This window comes from uncultured Fenollaria sp., from assembly GCF_934202865.1.
GTDB lineage: Bacteria > Bacillota > Clostridia > Tissierellales > Peptoniphilaceae > Fenollaria.
The window spans coordinates 1-20,377 of record NZ_CAKPYL010000001.1 but is presented as its reverse complement, the minus strand read 5'-3'; the positions used below and the strand labels follow the sequence as shown (position 1 = coordinate 20,377).

Below are 20,377 nucleotides of genomic sequence, written 5' to 3'. Positions count from 1 at the left end.
ATATTATATCTTTTTACAAAGCCTATGTCAATACATATTTATTGACAATAATCCTTCATTAGTTATATAATATTCATGGTGATATGATGTATATATGTAATTTATGTCCGCGCAATTGCGGCATCGATAGAGACGAAAAACTTGGCGTTTGCAGAATGAAGAATGAACTTGCCGTATCAAAGGCATCTGTTCATGTATTTGAAGAGCCTGTCATCTCGGGTACACGCGGCTCGGGGACTGTCTTCTTCGCGGGATGCAATCTGTCTTGCGTCTTCTGCCAAAATTATGAAATTTCTCAAAATAAGGACGCTCTGTTCAAGTACATAAGCAAGGAAAGGCTCGTGGAAATCTTCTTCGAGCTAAAAGCAAAGGGCGTTCACAACATCAATTTGGTCTCGCCAATGCACTTTAGTCACCTTATCAAGGACGCCATCGTTATGGCGAAGGACAGAGGCTTTGACCTGCCTTTCGTCTACAACACAAACAGCTACGAGCTCAAAGAGGCTATCCAAAATCTTGATGGTCTCATCGACATCTACCTAGCTGACTTCAAGTATTTTTCCGATAGCTACGCCAATGAATTTTCGCACGCGCCTCACTACAGAGAGTACGCGCTTGAGGCCATTGACGAGATGCATAAACAAGTCCCTGAAGTGATTGTTGAAGATGGGATAATGAAGAAGGGCGTCATTATACGTCTACTTCTACTTCCAAATCTATATTTCGATGCGAAAAAGATAGTTCGCCTACTTTATGGTAAATATGGCGATAGCGTGATATTTTCACTGATGAATCAATATCAACCTATGCACATGGCGAAGGATTATAAGAAGATTAATAGGACTGTAAGCGACTTAGAATATGATAGCTTCGTTGATTATGCGGCGGACCTTGGCATAACAAATGCCTTTATTCAAGACAAGCAAGATGGCAAGAACTACACGCCAAGCTTTGATTTGGAGGGAGTATAATGCTTTTTTCTGATAAGGAGCTTATGGAAATACTTCTATGCGAGGATCAAGATTTTTTGGAGGAGCTTTACAAGAGGGCTCGAGACGTTTCTCAAAAAACGTTTTCGAACAAGATTTACATAAGGGCTTTGATAGAGTTTTCGAACTATTGCAAAGAGGGCTGCTACTACTGCGGCATAAACAGAAATAAAGCTTCTGTACATAGATTTCGCTTGACTAAGGACGAGATATATTCTGCGGCAGAGACGGCTTATGAAGCAGGTTTTAGAACTTTCGTTTTACAAGGCGGCGAGGACACACACTTTACTGACGAGGCCTTCGCTGAAATTATTTCTCATTTAAGGAAAAATTATGATGCTGCCATCACTTTATCACTAGGAGTGAGGAGCTATGAGGCATATAAGCTCTTTAAAGAGGCTGGGGCAGATAGATTTTTATTAAGACATGAAACGGCCGATAGAGAGATATTCCAAAAGCTTCATCCAGCAGATCAAAGCTTAGAGCGTAGACTAAAAGCAATCTACGACTTAAAGGAGCTTGGCTACCAAGTCGGAACGGGTTTTATGGTGGCTGCACCATTCACAAATCTTGAGAGTCATATAAAAGATATAAAATTAATTAGAGAGATAGACCCCGCCATGATAGGCATAGGGCCCTTTATCCCATCGAAGGGGACGCGCTTTGAAAGCTGTCCAGCGGGCACCGTGGAGCTGACGCGAAAACTACTTGCAATACTACGAATCGAACACCCGAAAGCCTTGATACCATCAACGACTGCACTCAATACCATAAGCGAGACTGGCAGGATAGAGGGCATTTTATCGGGCGCAAACGTCATCATGCCAAATGTCTCGCCAAAATTTGCTCGTGAGAGCTACAATCTATACGACGGCAAGAAGGCATCCGGACTTGAGGCGATTGAGGGCGTGAAGGCGCTGAACGATTATTTGAGAGAATTTGGCTACGGAATTGAATTTACGAGAGGAGACTACAATGTATAAATACGATGTAAAATCTGAAAAAGCGGATGAATTTATAAATCACGAGGAGATACTTGCCTCGCTTGAATATGGTAGGGCAAATAAGCACAACAGAGAGCTCATAAAGGCTGCGATTGAGAAGGCGAAGGAAGTCAAGGGCCTTTCGCATAGAGAGGCGTTTTTGCTTTTGTCGTCCGGAGAAGAGGACTTAAACGAAGAAGTTTACAAGCTTGCAAACGATATCAAGCGTAAACTTTATGGCAATAGGATAGTTCTATTCGCGCCGCTATATTTATCGAACTACTGTGTCAATGGCTGCGTCTATTGCCCATATCACTTAAAGAACAAAACTATTCACAGAAGAAAATTGACTCAAGAAGAGATAAAAAACGAAGTAATCGCTCTTCAAGACATGGGTCACAAGAGGCTTGCACTTGAAACAGGCGAAGACCCTGTAAATAACCCGATTGAGTATATACTTGAGTCGATCAAGACCATCTACTCCGTTCATCACAAAGCTGGTGACATTAGAAGGGTCAATGTCAATATAGCTGCGACAAGTATTGAAAATTACAAGAAATTAAAGGATGTCGGCATAGGAACATATATTTTGTTCCAAGAGACATATCATAGAAAAAATTACGAAGCACTTCACCCAACAGGACCAAAGCATGACTACGCTTATCACACAGAGGCCATGGACAGAGCTCAATTGGGCGGCATCGACGATGTCGGCTGCGGCGTTTTATTCGGCTTAAATAACTATGAATACGACTTCGTGGGTCTATTGATGCACGCAGAGCACCTTGAAGCACGCTTCGGCGTTGGTCCGCATACCATTAGCGTGCCAAGAATCAGACCGGCTGACGACATAGACCCAGAGACTTTTGAAAACGCAATTAGTGACGATATATTTAAGAAAATAGTTGCCTGCATAAGAGTTTCTGTGCCATATACAGGTATGATTATATCGACAAGAGAGTCCGTTGAGACAAGAGCTAAGGTCATAGACTTCGGTATCAGTCAAATCAGTGGCGGCTCGAAGACATCAGTTGGCGGCTACGCCACAGAAGAAGTCGCTGCAGCAGCCGATACAGAGCAGTTCTTCACATCAGACCAAAGAACACTTGACGAGGTCGTTTCATGGCTAATGGATACGGGCCACATCCCGTCATTCTGCACAGCTTGTTACAGAGCGGGAAGAACTGGCGATAGATTCATGAGCCTTGTTAAAGCTGGACAAATAGGCAATATCTGTCAACCAAACGCACTTATGACACTTAAAGAATATCTAATGGATTACGCAGCGCCTGAAACAAGGAAAAAAGGCGAAGCGCTTATTGAAAAAGAGATAGAAAATATTTCGCGTGACGACATCAAAGAGCTAGTCAGAGAAAATCTTAAGAAAATCGAAGAAGGCGAGAGAGACTTCAGACTATGATGGCGCGTTCCTTACAAAAGCACGTTGTCATCGCAGGCAGAGTAAACGCTGGCAAGTCAACGCTTTTTAACTCCATCATGGGCTCAGATGCGGCGATAGTCTCGGAAGAGCGCGGTACGACAACAGATGCGGTTCGTAAATCCATCGAAGTGCCAGGACTTGGACCAGTTGTCTTCATTGATACAGCTGGCTTTGGCGACGACACAGCCCTTTCGGATGAGAGGCTAAAAAAGACACGTGCCGAATTTAACAAGGCCGACGCCTTTATATATACCCTTGATAATGGTGATGAGGCCATTTATGCAGAGCTAGTAAAATACAATAAGCCTGTCATCAAAGTTATTATGGCAATCGATAGAGACGTGAGCCATGACTATGGCGATGCAATCGTCTATAAAGATGACTCATCGCGTGAAGAAATTTTTTCAGCGCTTAAAAAAGTTTTAAATACAGAAGAAGAGTCCTTATTAGCTGGCCTTGTAGATAGCGGCGCGACCATAGTCATGGTTATGCCGCAGGATGCAGCAGCGCCAAAGGGAAGGCTGATTAAAGCGCAAGTCGAAGCTTTGCGAGAAGCGCTTGACAAGGGCATGACAAGCATAGTCGTGGGCGATGAAAGTCTTGAAGAAGTGAGAGATAGATTTACTGACATCGACCTTGTGATTTGCGACTCACGAGTTTTTAAGAAGGTCTATGACGTTTTTGGAAAGACTACAAAAGTGACTTCCTTCTCAGTACTTTTTTCAAAAATGAAGGGCGATATAGATTACTTTATCGAGTCCGCAAAGAAATTCGATGATTTTAAGGGCGACGAGAAGATTTTGATAGCCGAGGCTTGTACGCATCCGCCGCTTAATGAGGACATAGGCACAGTCAAAATACCTGCCATGCTTAAGAAACGCTTCGGCGATGGACTTGAATTTACATTTACTAGAGCCGACGATTTTGATGATATAGAGGATTATGATATGATTATACATTGCGGGGCGTGTATGTTTAACAGGGCGCACGTGATGAGCAGGGTCGATGAGGCTAAACGAAAAAAAGTTCCGATGACGAATTATGGAATTACTATTGCTTATTTAAACGATATTTTGGATAAAATACATTATTAGTTACGATAAAATACATTATTAGTTACGATGGATACAATTAATTTTGTATCCATTTTTTATCGATACTATTTAGTGAGAAAAGTGATTTTCACGAGCGCAGCCTTCGGAATAAATTGCATTAATTTCTTAGCGCAGTGAGCCGCCCGTGGGCTCATTTAGTTGAGCGAAGCGAACGGATATGAGACCACAGGTGAACAAGCTTAGAAATTAACAATTTATGTAGACGTAGCAAGCGAAGGAAAACACTTTTCGATGTGCAAGCTTAGAAATTATCAGTTTTCGTAGACTAGCAAGCGAAGGAAAACACTTTTCGATGTGAAATTGTCAAGCTATATGTATCTATTTCTATTTATACAAATACATTTTAATTGACTAATTGCTTGAAAAGTAGTATAATAGACGCAGATAGAATATAACAAGGAAGTAGGTTAGAGTCCTACACAGTGCCGCTACGGTATTTGCGATTAGCATAAGTCCGATACTTGTACTTTAGTTTTGCTCCGGTTCAGAGCAAGGCTAGTTTTTTTAGCACAGTTAATTCTATACTATAGTATATTAAAGGAGAAAGATTTATGAAAAAAATTATTTTCTTGGCAGTCATCTTATCATTATTATTCACATTTGGTTGCAAAACTAACGACACAGGCGCAGACAAGAACGAAAAGACTGCCTCTGGCGAAAAAACAGAAACTACTGAAAAGTCTGATGTTAAAGAGATAACTGTTGGTCAAACTTGGGTTATTACAAGTGATGACCCACTTGACGGATCAAACGGTTGGAGCATCACAAACCACGGCATCAGCGAGTACGTTTACACTCTTCAAGCTGATGGAACTTTAAAATCAAGATTTGTTAAATCAATCGAGGCTAAAGACGAGACTCACTTTACTGCTGAATTAAACGAAGGCGTTAAGTTTGCTGATGGCAGCGAGGTTGATGCTAAGGCATTTTGTGAAGCAATGAACATGATCATGGAAAACAATGAATTTGCTCGCGCTTCTGCTGGTAAGATCGTTTTCACTCCAGTAGAAGATTACAAAGTAGAGATACTTACTGAGCTACCTACAGTTAATCTTGAATCAATTTTCGCTGAGTGGACTAACGTTATGTTCAAGAAAGATGGTGACAAATACATCTTCACAGGCGCTTACAAGATTAAAGAGCTTAAACCAGGAGCTGAAGTAATTTTAGAGAGAAACGAATATTACGATGGTTTTGAAAATAGACCTGAAACTGTTATTATCAAGGCTTTCAAGGACGGAAATGCGCTTAAGCTTGCTTATGAAAGCGGTGAAGTGGACCTAGCTTTCGGCCTTACAAACGATGTGGCTGTCGGTTTAAAGGACAAGGGCTTCAAAGCGCTTGATTACAATGCTGGATACCAATACTACTGCTTCTTAAATCTTAAGAGAGATCATTTAAATGACCTTCACTTCAGAAAGGCGCTTGACCTTCTTCTTAATAGACAAGAGATTATCGATGCACTTGGCGGAGGAGACATGCCTACAGGACTATTTGCCAAGAACTTCAGCTTCAATGGCGATCAAAAATTAACTTTTGATGTAGACAAGGCTAAAGAAGAATTTGCAGCTGCTGGCTACACTTATCAAGGCGACAAGCTTATGGACAAAAACGGCAATCCTGTTAAGCTTACTATATTAACATACTCAGCTAAACCAGATCTACCAGTTATTGGTCAAGTACTTGTATCTGATCTAGAACAAGTGGGTATAGAAGCAAGCGTTTCACTAGCTGACAGCATCGACGAAGAAGCTGCTAAGGGTAATCACGATATCTTATTATACGCTCAAAACCCAACAGCAAGCGGCAACCCACACTATTTCTTCGCTCAACACTTTAAGAAAGACGCTGTTAAGAACCACAGCTACTATGCTAATGCTGAAGTTGATAAATTAATCGACGAACTTGGCGTAACAGCTGATATTGTTAAGAGAGACGAGCTTTCAAAAGAAATTCAAGCAAAGATCTATGAAGATCTTCCAATACTATATACAGTTGATCCGCACTGGTTTGTAATGCTTTCTGATAATATTAAGAATTATGAAATCTGGAACGGAGACTATTTTGTAACAAACCCAACACTAAAAGTTAGATAAATGAAAGTCATAAACTTTTTTTGCAAATGGCTTTTGATATTCATAGTAGGCTCTCTAATCGCCTTTGGCATCGTTAGGCTTATGAGCGGCGATCCAGTTATGATGGTGCTTAGCGAGAGGAACCTCCCTGCGACTGAAGAAAATATTAGCTATTTGAAAAAAGAATTCGGCCTTGATAAATCACTTAGCATGCAGTATTTTGAGTGGATAAGTGATTTTATCAAAGGCGATTGGGGCAAGAGCTACATGACAGACGTCGATTTGAAGCCTGAAATATTAAGGAGAGCTCCTGTCTCACTTATGCTTGGCTTATTAGGGCTAATATATGCGAGTATATTAGCCTTTTGGCTAGGCTATTTGTCAAGCCTTAAAGATGGCTTTTTTGATAAATTCACAAGGGCACTTGCTCTTTTCACTCAAACCGTTCCAGTTTTTATATTTATTATTCTCTTTGTGTACTTCTTTGGCGTGAAATACAGATTCATCAAGTTCTTCAAAACTGGCTCAATCGCAAGCCTAGCAGTTGGAACGTTTTTTGTAGGTCTTCCACTTATTGGACCTATGTCCAGAACGGTTAGGATATATTTTTTAGAAGTGATGAAAAAACCATTCTTCCGTTTTTATATTGAAAGAGGCTACAAAAGAGAAAAGGCTCTTTTAAAGTACTGCTACCACGAGCCCTTACAAGGACTTTCCGGTTTACTTATCAGTCAAAGTGCTTACGTGATAGGCGCAAGCTCAGTTGTAGAGTTCGCTTTATCAATACAAGGACTATCGACATTTTTGATCGAGTCCATCGCCCACAGAGATTATTTAATCATACAAACATATATCATGATGGTAATTATATGGATGTTCTTTGTACACTTAATTTTTAGTGTATTTTCGAAATATGTAATAAGGAGGGGAAGCGCATAATGAAAAAGATGATAATATCAGTAGTCATAATACTTTTGGTAGCGATAGTCCTCTCAATAATCCCGACACAAAACCCAAAATTCGTTGACATCAAAAATAAATTCTTGCCGCCATCGGCTGAACACATCATGGGCACAGACCACTTGGGCCGTGATATCTTCTCGCTTATGGCACAAGGCTTTTTAAGAACCTTATGCGTTGTTTTGATAGCGAGCGCCGTCTCATACGCAGCTGGACTTGCACTTGGCATAGTAGCTGGCTTTTATGGCGGGGCATTTTTAAGCGTCATACGTTTTTTAACGGACTTAACCTTAATCATACCAACCTTTATAGTTGCTTTGATCGCGTCAATCATCTTCTCGGAGACGGTTTTAGCCGTTGGTCTTGCACTAGGCTTTTCAAATATAGGTTTCTTCGCAAACCAAAGCTATAAACTTAGTGAAATTATTCTTAGAGACCCTTATGTTGATACGCTTAGAATGCTGCAAGCACCAAACTCATACATCATGAGAAAGTTTTTGCTGCCAGAGCTTCTTGCACCGAGCCTAAATCTTATGGGCAACAAAGCTTCAAATCATATACTAGCTTACGCTTCACTAACATTTATCGGTTTAGGCGCAGACATCACAGCCCCAGACTTTGGAACTATGCTGTATCAGTACAGAGGCTACATAATTGACAAGCCGCTTATAGTTTTGTGGCCAGCACTTGGCATATTTTTCCTAAGCTTAATTTTTCACTACACATTTGATGAGGTGAACGTATGATTGAGCTAAGAAATTATTCAGTAAGCATAGCTGGCAAATCCATAATCAAAGATATAAACCTTTTAATTGATGATGGTAAGTCGATGAGCGTGATTGGTGTTTCAGGAGCAGGTAAGAGCATGACCTTTAGGTCAGCACTTGGTTTAGTGGACAAAGCGCAAATAGATGGCGAGATTTATTACAAAGGTGAAAGGGTAAAAACTTTAAAAGATAAATTAAAAAATGAAATCGGCTATATCACGCAAGACGTGCAAAACTCGCTAAATCCTTACATCAAAGTCATTGATCAGATGACGAGTGATTTAGTTTTTGCAAAAGGCATTTCGAAGGCAGAGGCTAAAGAGAAGGCGCTTGAGTCCTTGGAAGCGATTGGAATCAGTAAAGACAAGGCAAAGAAGTACCCAGATGAGTTTTCAGGCGGCATGCAGCAAAGAGTTGTCATCGCCATGATATTAAACAGAGGGCCAGAGCTTTTGATTGCGGACGAAATTTCGAGCGCGCTTGACAGAGAATCGACCGATATGGCGATAAATATGATTAAAAATCACATGGACAAAAACAAGATGAGCCTTATCTATATCACGCACAACCCCTTTGACGGCATAGCGCTTACAGATAGGATTTGCGTTTTTAAAGACGGACGAATCATTGAGAATAGAGCGTCAGACGAGATTTTTGAAAGCAAAGAAGAGAATACGAAATCACTTTTAGATGCGGCAGGGAAAATATATGGAAAAAATTTTAGAGATTAAAAATTTAAAAAAGACATTTAAAATGTCAGACGCGCCAACCATTTCTGATTTAAATTTAGATTTATACGAGAATGAATTTTTAGGCATCATAGGCCCCTCAGGTAGCGGCAAGACAACCCTTCTTAGGCTCATAGCTGGTCTCATAGTTCTTGATAAAGGTGAAATTCTCTACAAGGGACGCGATTTGCCCATAGTTGGCGATAAAAGAAGGAACCTCAATGATTTTCCAGTACAGCTAATATTTCAAAACGCTGTCTCATCCTTCGATGCGAAAAAAACTATACTAGCTAGTTTTAAAGAGGCGCTTTATTTTTCGAAAAAAGATTTTCATGAAGAAGAGCTAGAAAAACTAATGGATGACTTCGAGCTAGATAGAAGCTCTTTACAAAAGCTTCCAAATGAATTATCAGGCGGCATGATTAGCCGTGCGCAAATAATTAGAGCGCTACTAACAGAGCCAAAAGTGCTACTTGCAGACGAGATTACATCGCCACTTGATGTTAATCTGAAGCTCAAGATCACAGAGCTACTTGATGCGTATAGAAAAACACATGGGATGAGCATAATACTTGTTAGTCATGATGTACAATTGCTGGAACATGTATGTGACCGGGTGATTAGCATAAATGACATTATGGTTAGAGATACTTAATTCTTAAAAAAATTTCGGCTAAGGCTTGTTCCCTTGGCGGCAATACTCGACTTATTTCGCATTAAGTCGAGCCCTTTTGCTAGTTTCGAATTGTTTTGTCGCTGCGGAGTGCCTATTTGCACACCTCACTCCAAAAAATTCTGTACAACGTAAAATCATCTCAACTTCTCTGCGAACTAAGCGTTTGAGTGACTTTGTATAGCATTATTAAAATTCACTTCGCCTTATCCATAAATTTTTTTTGAAGAATGGCTTTAGGTTTAAACTAAAGTTTAAACACTAAAACCTTAATTGACAAGGGGTAAAAATTTAATTTTATAAATAGTTTAGTGGATACATGTTGTTGTGATATGTATCCATTATTTTTTTAAAAACAAAATATTTATTTACGACAGAGAATCATCGCCAAACTTATGATTTGCAGAGCAAGCAAGATGATTGGACGAAGTGGACTGACGAAGCAAGCGGATCGTACTAAACGTACGTGAGCATTGCTGAGGAGGGAACGAGTTCAAGGGCTTGCTTGAATGCAAATCATTTTGACAAGCGTAATAAAAAGTGTTATAATAATACCATTGGCAAGACGAGGTGATACAATGAAAAAATATTCTCTAGTTAAAAAATACATTCAGCCATATATATTTATCTATTTTTTAGCATTTTTATTTGAAATAATGTCGAGCGCACTGCAAATGCTTATACCTATACTTCTTGGAACGACTATTGACAGCATCATAGGCAGTGAAGTGCCGACTAATAAGATCATGATAGGTTTCATAAACTTCTTGGGCGGCAGAGACTTAGTGAGGGAACGCCTTGGCATCATCGCCATAGCTTTCATCACTATCAGCTTTACTATAGCACTACTTAACTTCCTAAGGCCATACATGAGCGGCAAGGCGACTTACGCCATTAGCAAGGGCATTCGTGACAATATTTACGCGAAGATTTCGTCTTTAAGCATCAAGGACATGGCCTCAATCACAACTGGCGACATGCTTCAAAGGGCGTCGAGCGACATCACAAAGTTCGAAACTCTTGTCTCCACTACCATGATGGCGCTTGTTGGCAATATTTCTTATATACTTATATCTTTATTCACGCTATTTACAATCAATGCGAAGCTTGCGCTTGTTTCCATAGCCTTGATGCCGATAATATTCATCGGGACTTACATCTTCGACAAAAATGTGGTCAAGGTCTTCGATGAGTTCGAAAAGTCGGAGGCGAGACTGACTACGACTGTGCAAGAAAATCTATCTTCATACAAAGTCGTGAGAGCCTTTTTCAAGCAAAAGCACGAGATTGAGAAATTTGAAGAGGCCAACATGGACCTTGCGAATAAGGACTACAAGATTATGAAGTACTTCGCATACTTTTGGTCGGTAGCTGAAGCGCTTTGCTTTTTGCAAATAACTTTGATCGCAATCTTTGGCGTTTTAATGCACCGTAGTGGATCTGTGTCCTTAGGCGAGTTTACAGCTGTATTTGCTGTTGCCTTAAACATGGTTTGGGTCGTCTTAGGTACAGGTAGGATGCTTTCGAGATTTACGAGAGTTACTGTTGCTATCAAGCGTTTCGACGAAGTTTTAGAGATGGACTCTGAAGATCTTGACAGCGGCATAACAGATATTGCCATCAAGGGCGCAATTGATTTTGACAAGGTAAGTTTTGGCTATGATGAGGCACACGACGCGATTAAGGACTTATCATTCACCATTGACGCGGGTAAAACCCTTGGTGTCCTTGGTCTAACTGGCTCGGGCAAATCGACTTTGGTTTCACTTATACCAAGGCTTATGGAATACGATGGATCTATCAAGGTAGATGGTGTTGAGCTAAATACCATATCTAAGCGCAAGATAAGGGAAAATACGTCTATAGTTTTACAAGAGCCATATTTATTTAATAAAACTATAAAAGAAAATATTGCATATAGATGGCCTGAGGCGAGCGATGAAGCCATCATCAAGGCGGCGAAGATCGCGGATATTCATGAGGATATTATGAACTTTCCTGAGGGCTACGACACAATGGTCGGAGAGAGAGGCGTGAGCCTATCTGGCGGACAAAAGCAAAGACTTGCAATTGCAAGGACTATACTTGTTCATACGCCTATAATTATCTTTGACGACGCGCTATCGGCGGTTGATACGCAAACTGACATCAACATAAGGACGGCGCTTAGTCAAAACGAAGAAGCTCAAACAAAGATCATCATTTCGCACAGAATTTCAACGCTTATGAACGCCGACAAGATCATTGTTATGAAGAATGGCAAGAAAATTCAAGAGGGCACTCACGATGAGCTAATTTTGGAAGACGGCCTTTACAAGACTATATACGGCATACAAAACATCGAGGTGGACTAGATGAAGGTTACATTATTTAATTTAGTTAAAAAATTTAAGAAAGAAGCCGCTCTCGTTGTAATTATCAACGTTCTTAATGCGGCGCTACTTGCTTTGTGGCCGCTATTTACAAAGTATATTATTGATAATTATATCTATAGGAATGATGTAGAAGGTTTTCCAAAGTTTATTGCATATATGCTTTTTTTCATTGTAGCAATGGCAGGGATTGGGCTGTTTGTTACTTTTATGTCGGGTATATTTGAAAAGAAAATCATACTATATTTGAGAAGTGAAACTTTTTTGAAGGCGCAAAAGCTTTCTGCTAAGTATATGGACTCGCATCAAGTAGGCTGGATGGTCTCAAGGCTTGTTCACGACACGATGTCGATCAAAGAAGCGGTTGCTTGGGACCTCTTTGATATGGCGGATGGTATTTCGAGGCTGATCGCTATACTTATCACCATGCTTATGCTTAACGTAAGGCTTACGCTCTACGTTCTAGCAAGTATACCATTTATAGCGATTTTTACTTACATCTTCCAAAATAAGATGATGAAGGCACAAAAGGACATCAAGGCAGCATCGTCTGACCTGACAAGCAAGCTAAATGAAGATATACAAGGACAAAAAACTATCAAGACCCTTCTTAGAGAAAAGGAAAATCTTGAAGAGTTCAAGGAGATATCCGCAAGGTATGAAAGACGTAGCAAACACTCGGTTACGCTGCAAAGTCTATATATCCCGTCACTGACATTTTTAGGCTCAATCGCCACAGCTTTTATACTTAAAGATGGCGGTGCGGCAGCCATGGTCGGCACATTGACTATAGGTACGCTATTTGCCATGGTTCAGTACTCGACCGAAATCTACGAGCCCATCAGGCAAGTTGCCTCCGTTTTGAAAGAGCTGATATCGATGCAAGCCTCCATTGATAGGGTCAATAGCATTTTAGAAGCGGACATCGATGTCTACGACACAAAAGAGATAGAAGCCATCTACGGCGATGCGCTTGAGCCGCCAACTAAGCCGCTTCCAGAGATGAAGGGCGAGATCGAGTTTAAGGACGTCTCATTCGCATACAAAGACGAGGACTATATTTTAAAGGACTTTTCTTTGAAAATAGCTGCGGGTGAGAGAATTGCCTTGGTTGGTGAAACTGGCGGAGGTAAGTCGACCATCATTAACATAGCGTCACGCTTTTATGAGCCAACAAAGGGCGAGGTCTATATCGATGGACTTGATTATGAAGAGATGCCGCTTAAGTGGGTGCAAATGAATTTGGGCTACGTTTTGCAAACGCCGTATCTTTTTAGAGGAAGTATACGCGATAACATTCTTTATGGCAGGGACGGCGCGAGTGAAGAGGAGATGCTAAGGGCAGCCGAAGTGGTTGGCCTAGATGAGCTAGTTAAGTCATTCAAGGACGGCTACGACACAGAAGTCGGCGAAGGCGGAGGAAAGCTTTCACAAGGCGAGAAGCAATTAGTGAGCTTCGCAAGAGCCTTGATCAAGGATCCAGCCATACTTATACTAGATGAGGCGACTTCATCAGTCGATACCTACCAAGAAAAGAGGATACAAGACGCAATCGAAAAACTTCTTGAGGGAAGAACCTCGATCACAGTTGCACATAGATTATCGACTATAGTTACGAGCGATAGGATACTTTATATACATCAAGGACGTATAGCTGAGATGGGTACGCATAGGGAATTGATTGAGAAAAAGGGAATGTATTATAATTTATACCGCAACCAATATATTGAAAATCAATTAGAAAATATATAATTTTTTGTCCAAATGTGCCCTTGAGCTAATAGTAAAAAAATTGTTATTCGTGAGCGCAGCCTTCGGAGAAAATTGAATTAATTTCTTGGCGCAGTGAGCCGCCCGTGGACTCATTTAGTTGAGCGAAGCGAACGGATATGAGACCACAGGTGAACAAGCTTAGAAATTAACAATTTATGTAGACCAGCAAGCGACGAAAACACTTTTCGATGTACTAAGCAAAACAATTTATATCTATTAAACAAATGCAGTTACTTATAAGCAGTAGCTGCATTTTTTCTTGAGCAATTATATACGCAGTGGCAAGGCCATTGTCATAGAAAAAAGCTAAGCAATTAATTTACTTACTCACACTGAAAGCACTATAGCAAAAAGATTTAATAAACTTAGTAAATACAATTGCAATAAAAGTCAATATATTGTATAATAAAGTTGTAGAAATAATTTTTAAGGAGGACTTATTATGGAAGGGAGAAGAAGACCTAAAAAGTCATTATTAATGTACGACAAAGTGCTATTTTTCAGTGCACTTATACTACTAGCATTTACTTTGATTTATGCTCTAGACTACATTATAAGCGGAGCTGTAATTGGTAATTCAGACAGTTTTGACACTGTAGGCAAAGTTATATCTATGGCGAAGAGGCTAAATATTTACTTTATCTTCATTGTTATAAGCTTTGTAACAACTACACTTGCTCTTATTTACACAATACTTTTAAGAAGCGGCAAGAGAAGAAATGTTAAGACACTTGACAATGTTATGATCGGTTTTGGACTACTATTTACTTTCATAGACTTCTTTGCAATGATGAAGTTTAGAAAGATGCTAAAGATGATCGCTAAATCGATGGACTCTTTAGGAGGTATGTTAGGACTTGGAATGTCAAGTGACTTTGATCCTAATTATACACCTGTATTTGGCCTTATAATTGGTATTTTAGCTCTAATCACACTAATTATAGGCTGCGTGCTTCTATACAAGAAGATTTACAAGAGAGTTAGACCAAAAGACTTATCAAGACAAATAAACGCAGTTGGTAGAGGCGTTTCAGGCGCAGCAAACGCTGTTAAAGAAACTGCTCAAAACGCAGCTGAAGACTTAAGAAACCCTGACAATGTTGCTGACTACGATACAAGAAGACCAGCTCCAAGGGAATACGTTGACGACGACTACGGCGTATATGATGAGCCGCAAAGACCAGCACCTAGAAGACCTAGACCACAAAACAACGCTGATTACGATGATTACTACGATGAAAGACCTGCTAGGCCACAAAGACCAGCTAGACCACAAGCACCTAGAAGACCAGCTAGACCAGACGCACCACAAAGACCAGCTAGACCAGCAAAACCAGACGCACCACAAAGACCAGAAGCACCTAGAAGATCTAGACCACAAAACGACGACTACGATCAAGGTAATGAATATGACGAATAAAGATAATAACAGAGAGTACAGAGAAAACAGAGGTCCGAGAAAAGCGCCTCAAGACGATTATAACGAATACAACGAGTATAACGATTATAACGAGTATAACGACAATAATTACGACGATAATTATGACGATAGCTATGACGATAACTATGACGATGGCTATGACAATGACGACAGCTATGATGATGGCTATGACAATGACGACAGCTATGATGACAGCTATGATAATGGCTATGATGATAATTACGATGATAATTATGATGATGGCTACGATGATGGCTACGACGACTATGACGATGGCTACGACGACGGCTATGGCCCAGCTTACAGAGCAAAACCTGTTAACACAAAGCCTATAATCATAGGAGTTATTGCTGCAATCCTTTTAGTGCTAGCTATCATCTTCGTTCCGAAGATCATCTACGCATTAAAGCCAGATGCAGTTATCAGCACTAAGGACATGGACATAATTATTGATGTCAAGGGCTTTGACGGCCACGCAGTTGCGAGCGGCTCACTCACTGGCATGCCTGAAATTACTGAGACAAAGCTTAAAGACAGAGATTACGAAATTCTCGACAGCATTAGCTACGGCGACATCGAATTTGACAAGAAGGAAGGCCTTAAGAACGGCGACAAGATCGTAGCTAAAGTTAAGCTTGTTTCTGAAAAGTTCAAGCTAAAATTTGATAACGATACTATTGAAAAGGAAATGACAATTGAAGGACTTGCAGAACTTGTTAATAGTTTTGCTGAGCTACCAGACGATTTCACTGACAGACTTGACAAGAGAGCTAACAAGAGCATCTACGACTCACTATATAAGCCAGATGGACTTAAGATAGAAAGACTTGCTCTGATGGAAAAGCCAATGGATGAAGCAGAGATCTACGAAGTAAGTAACTCATATGAAGCAAAGTCAAGATACAGACTACTTGGTGTTTATCAAGCAAGCTTCAACGAAAGTGACTGGTGGAGCGGTACTAAGACTAGAAAGACTCACTACTACATCATGGATAGCTACAACTTCCAAAAGGCTAACGGCAAGGTAATATCTGAGTTTTACTTCGATGGTTACTACAATAACTACGACGAACTTGTTAATAACCTTGGATTCAAAGGCTATCAGCTTTTAGATGAAAAGAAAGCCAAAGAAGAGCCAAAAGAAGAAAAAACTGACGATAAAGATGACGACGATGACAAAGATGACAAAGAAGAAAAAGATGATGAAGATGATCAAGACGAAGCAAAAGAAGAAACAAACGACATCGGCAAAACATTCTACGTTAATAACGAAGGCAATCTAAGAGAAGACTACTCATTAGACGCAGACGTTATCGTAAAGCTTTCAGACGGAGCAGAAGTAACAGTTAACGACGAAAAGCATACAGACGACGGAAGAACTTGGTATTTAGTTGATGCGGTTGATATTGATGGGGCTTATTATTCGGGATGGATTAGTAGCCGCGTGCTAAGATAAAAATAAATAAATTTTCAAAGAGACCTTAATCGGTCTCTTTTTTGTGAAAACTATTGACAAGTATGCGCATATACGTGTATGATGTAAGTAACAAAGAAAATTATTGAAATGTACGATTTAAAATAGGAGGTAAATATGATTTTTTATTATCCATTACTTATACACGACGATGACGGTTACTGGGGAGAGTTCCCTGACGTAGAAGGCTGTCATGCGCAAGGCGATAGCATAGATGAAATTATTGAGGATGCAACTTTAGCCTTAGAACTTCATTTGTCTGAGATGCTCAAAGATGGTGACAAACTTAATCCACCAAGTGATATCAAGTCAATTAAGACCGATAAAAACACTTTCGTGAGCATAATTAGAGCAGATGTCAATCTTAACAAAGATAATAAATCTGTTAGAAAAACGCTTACTATACCATCGTGGCTAAATGATAGAGCAGTTGAGATGAATATTAATTTCTCGAAAACATTACAAGAAGCACTAACCAAAAAAGTAATATAATTTTTCAAAGAGACCTTAATCGGTCTCTTTTTTTGCGAAAAATTTTCAAAAATTAAAAAAGTTAGTTGACGCTAACTAAAAATTGTGTTATTATATAGGCGAAAGGATGTTTCAATATTTATGTTATTATATTGAACTAAGGTGTTTATATGATAAAAATTTCTAATTTACACAAATATTATGGCACAAAGGACAACAGGGCGGAGGTGCTTAAAGGCATTGACCTAGAGATTGAAGATGGCAAGATCATCTGCGTCTTGGGTCCATCTGGCTCTGGCAAGTCAACTCTTTTAAATATTTTAGGCGGAATCGAGACCATCGACGAGGGCGATGTCACTGTCTTTGGCAAGGACCTTAAGTCTATGCCTAAGAAGGCTTTGGAAAATTACAGGCGCGACTACCTTGGCTTTGTTTTTCAATTCTACAATCTAATTACTGACCTCAATCTTCTTGAGAATGTTGAAGTAGGCGAGTATCTATCGAAGGAGCCGCTTGATATTGACGAGCTTCTTAAGGACCTAGGGTTAGATGAGCACAAGTACAAGTACCCTAATGAAATCTCTGGCGGTCAAGCGCAAAGGGCGTCGATTGCGAGGGCCATGATTAAGAGTCCGAAACTGCTTATCTGCGACGAACCAACTGGCGCTCTTGATTATGAGAGCGCGAAAGATGTTTTAGCTTTGATCGAAAAGCTTAATCAAAAGTACGGCGCAACGGTCATTATTGCGAGTCACAACACACAGATTGCCAAGATGAGCGACGTCATTCTGTCTTTGCATAACGGCAGCGTCAAAAGCGTAGTCGCCAATACTGAAAAGATTTCTGCAAAGGAAGTGACTTGGTAGATGAGATGTCCTATTAACAAACGTATTTACAGGCAGTTTAAGTACAAGCCTCTCAAGGTCATACCCATACTAATAGCTATTACTTTTATAGTTATATTTGCATCTTCATTTTTCACCGCACAAGAGTCGGTTGAAAAGCTTTATTACAAGCAAATAGCTGATGGCAAAGTTGAAGATGGCGAGTTTGAGACCATATATGAGCTAAGTGACGAGGCAAAAGATGAGATAAAGGGCCTTGGCATTAAGCTTTACGAGAATTATTATTTTGAAGATGAGATTGATAGTGGTAGGGTTTTGAGGATTTTCAAGACTAGAAAAAACATCAACGAAGAGCAAATCTTTGAAGGAAGCTTGCCTGAAAAAGCTGATGAAATTAATATCTCTGCCTATTTTGCTAGGAGTAGTGACATTAAAATGGGCGACGAAATCACTATTCAAAATAAAAAATTTAAAGTAAGTTCGCTTGCTTCCTTCCCGGATTATTCCTCAGCTCTTAGAAATAGAAGTGACTTAGTTATGGATACAGGCCACTTCGGCATAGCGACTATATCTAGTGAGTCCTTTGACGATATGAAGGACGCTCACGTGAAGTTCCTTTACTCGTATCACACAGACCATGATTTAGATAAAAAAGAAGCGAGAGAAAAGTTAAAAGATATAGCGAAGATAGTGAACAAAGATAATCTCATGGTTGACGGCGTTACGCGCCTTGACAATAAGTGCATCACCTACGTTGGTGACGACATGAGTGGCGATGTTCCTACTATGAGCTTAGTTACAGCACTTTTGTTTGTAGCTTTTGCCTTCATTTCGAGCGTGCAAATCAAGTCCATAATCGAAGATGAAGCGCCAATCATCGGCACTTTGCTTGCTTCGGGCTATAGAAAGAGAGAGCTTCTTTTTAATTACATGGCCATGCCTATATTTATAGTAATAATTGCGTCAATAGTAGGAAACGCAGTGAGTTACTTATATGCGTACAAGATATATACCAATGTCTACTACCAAGCCTATGATTTGCCAAGTTTTGTCCCATATATCAGTGCGCGCTCTTTCTTGATAACGTCTGTTATGCCACTAGTTTTGTATCTTGTGATTAACTACATCATCATAGCTAGGAGCCTAAGGATGAGGCCTGTCGATTTCTTGAGGAAAAACTTTAAAAAGTCGGGCGCAAGAAGCAGATTGAAGCTAAAAAATATGAATTTTGTCAATAAATTTAAGCTAAGAGTGCTATTTACGAATAAATTTAGCTACATTTCATTGCTTTTTGGTATCTTTATAGCTAATTTGCTTTTAATCTATGGCGTTTCTGCCGAGCCCATGTTTACAAAATACGCTGAGGATATGCAAAATCAGATGAAATACGCCCACACATACATTGTCAAGAGCGATGTGGACGACTTAGACGCGAGCAAGATAAGCTTAGTCAGCGTTGAACTGGTCGATAGAGAAGATGAAGACATTCAAGTTTATGGATTAGATGAGGGAACAAAGTACGACAAGATCGATGTATCTAGCCTTCAAAGTGGCGATGCGGTCATAAGCTTAGGCCTTTCGAAGAGGTTTGATTATGCTATCGGCGATAAGATTAAGATAAGAGAGCCATATAACACAGAAGAAAAAACAATTTTGGTCAAGGATATTGACGATACGAATAATTATTTCCAAATATTTACCAAGAGAGAAAATTTAAATGAGCTAATCGGCAAGGATAAAAATTATTATAACGCTTATCTCAGCGACGAAGAGCTAAATATTACAAAGGAAAATCTATTGACAGAGATCGACAGAGAAGAGATGAGTAAGTTTATGAAGCACTTCTTGGCATCATTCTCAGCAGTCTTTGTCATGGTTCAAATCGCAGCCATAGCCTTTTACTTTATTTTGTTACTCATTGTGACAGAACTCATCATAGAAAAAGCCAAACTCAATATGACTTACCTAAAAGTTTTTGGATATAAAGACAGGGAAGTGGCGAAGTTTTATGTAAATACAAGCTTTGCCATGCTACTCTTATTTCAATTCTTGTTAATTCCAATTCTAAATAAGCTTATAAAATACTTTTATTTTATATCAATGCAAAAGTTTGATGCATATATAGAGGTCACCGTGCCTTTAAGAGTATTTGTGATAAGCTACGTTATGACAATAGCAGTCTTTGCGCTATGTCAATGGATTGAGAGAAGAAAGATTAGTAGGATCGATATGGTGAAGGAGTTGAAAACAATAGCCGGATAAACTAAGGG

16 protein-coding genes and 1 riboswitch are annotated in these 20,377 nt (G+C 39.8%); all 16 genes read left to right on the top strand.

Annotated elements, in window-relative coordinates; all coding sequences use genetic code 11:
- Nucleotides 1-83 precede the first annotated feature (83 nt).
- Nucleotides 84-971 carry a radical SAM protein gene (locus tag Q0E71_RS00080; protein WP_294793989.1) on the top strand — a complete coding sequence of 296 codons (888 nt, stop codon included), beginning with the start codon at nucleotides 84-86 and terminating at the stop codon, nucleotides 969-971.
- Nucleotides 971-1,972 carry a [FeFe] hydrogenase H-cluster radical SAM maturase HydE gene (hydE, locus tag Q0E71_RS00075; protein WP_294793986.1) on the top strand — a complete coding sequence of 334 codons (1,002 nt, stop codon included), beginning with the start codon at nucleotides 971-973 and terminating at the stop codon, nucleotides 1,970-1,972. Before Q0E71_RS00080 ends, hydE begins: the two co-directional genes overlap by 1 nt.
- On the top strand, nucleotides 1,965-3,392 hold the full coding sequence (hydG, locus tag Q0E71_RS00070; RefSeq protein WP_294793981.1) for a [FeFe] hydrogenase H-cluster radical SAM maturase HydG: 1,428 nt from the start codon (nucleotides 1,965-1,967) through the stop codon (nucleotides 3,390-3,392). The genes hydE and hydG overlap by 8 nt, the downstream gene beginning before the upstream one ends.
- Nucleotides 3,389-4,507 (top strand): [FeFe] hydrogenase H-cluster maturation GTPase HydF, encoded by a 1,119-nt coding sequence (hydF, locus tag Q0E71_RS00065; protein ID WP_294793979.1) that lies wholly within the window; start codon nucleotides 3,389-3,391, stop codon nucleotides 4,505-4,507. Before hydG ends, hydF begins: the two co-directional genes overlap by 4 nt.
- A gap of 373 nt (nucleotides 4,508-4,880) precedes the next feature.
- Nucleotides 4,881-5,012, top strand: a riboswitch (cobalamin riboswitch).
- 67 nt (nucleotides 5,013-5,079) lie between these two features.
- On the top strand, nucleotides 5,080-6,624 hold the full coding sequence (locus Q0E71_RS00060; RefSeq protein ID WP_294793977.1) for an ABC transporter substrate-binding protein: 1,545 nt from the start codon (nucleotides 5,080-5,082) through the stop codon (nucleotides 6,622-6,624).
- A gap of 33 nt (nucleotides 6,625-6,657) precedes the next feature.
- A complete protein-coding gene (locus tag Q0E71_RS00055) occupies nucleotides 6,658-7,542 on the top strand; it encodes an ABC transporter permease (protein ID WP_294793974.1) in 885 nt (294 codons plus the stop codon).
- Entirely contained in the window at nucleotides 7,542-8,309 is a 768-nt protein-coding gene (locus Q0E71_RS00050; protein WP_294793973.1) for an ABC transporter permease, read from the top strand. Before Q0E71_RS00055 ends, Q0E71_RS00050 begins: the two co-directional genes overlap by 1 nt.
- Nucleotides 8,306-9,061 (top strand): ATP-binding cassette domain-containing protein, encoded by a 756-nt coding sequence (locus tag Q0E71_RS00045; RefSeq protein ID WP_294793971.1) that lies wholly within the window; start codon nucleotides 8,306-8,308, stop codon nucleotides 9,059-9,061. The genes Q0E71_RS00050 and Q0E71_RS00045 overlap by 4 nt, the downstream gene beginning before the upstream one ends.
- Nucleotides 9,039-9,713: a dipeptide/oligopeptide/nickel ABC transporter ATP-binding protein gene (locus tag Q0E71_RS00040; protein WP_294793969.1), complete on the top strand. Its 675-nt coding sequence runs from the start codon at nucleotides 9,039-9,041 to the stop codon at nucleotides 9,711-9,713. The genes Q0E71_RS00045 and Q0E71_RS00040 overlap by 23 nt, the downstream gene beginning before the upstream one ends.
- A gap of 596 nt (nucleotides 9,714-10,309) precedes the next feature.
- Entirely contained in the window at nucleotides 10,310-12,085 is a 1,776-nt protein-coding gene (locus Q0E71_RS00035) for an ABC transporter ATP-binding protein (RefSeq protein WP_294793967.1), read from the top strand.
- Complete coding sequence (locus tag Q0E71_RS00030) at nucleotides 12,086-13,855, top strand: ABC transporter ATP-binding protein (RefSeq protein WP_294793965.1); 1,770 nt, start codon at nucleotides 12,086-12,088, stop codon at nucleotides 13,853-13,855.
- 463 nt (nucleotides 13,856-14,318) lie between these two features.
- A complete protein-coding gene (locus tag Q0E71_RS00025) occupies nucleotides 14,319-15,296 on the top strand; it encodes a hypothetical protein (RefSeq protein ID WP_294793963.1) in 978 nt (325 codons plus the stop codon).
- Nucleotides 15,286-16,773: an SH3 domain-containing protein gene (locus Q0E71_RS00020; RefSeq protein WP_294793961.1), complete on the top strand. Its 1,488-nt coding sequence runs from the start codon at nucleotides 15,286-15,288 to the stop codon at nucleotides 16,771-16,773. The genes Q0E71_RS00025 and Q0E71_RS00020 overlap by 11 nt, the downstream gene beginning before the upstream one ends.
- A gap of 135 nt (nucleotides 16,774-16,908) precedes the next feature.
- Entirely contained in the window at nucleotides 16,909-17,283 is a 375-nt protein-coding gene (locus tag Q0E71_RS00015; RefSeq protein WP_294793959.1) for a type II toxin-antitoxin system HicB family antitoxin, read from the top strand.
- 149 nt (nucleotides 17,284-17,432) lie between these two features.
- Nucleotides 17,433-18,128, top strand: coding sequence for an ABC transporter ATP-binding protein (locus tag Q0E71_RS00010; RefSeq protein ID WP_294793957.1), 696 nt, complete (start codon nucleotides 17,433-17,435; stop codon nucleotides 18,126-18,128).
- Nucleotides 18,129-20,369: an FtsX-like permease family protein gene (locus Q0E71_RS00005; protein ID WP_294793951.1), complete on the top strand. Its 2,241-nt coding sequence runs from the start codon at nucleotides 18,129-18,131 to the stop codon at nucleotides 20,367-20,369.
- The last annotated feature ends 8 nt before the right edge of the window (nucleotides 20,370-20,377 follow it).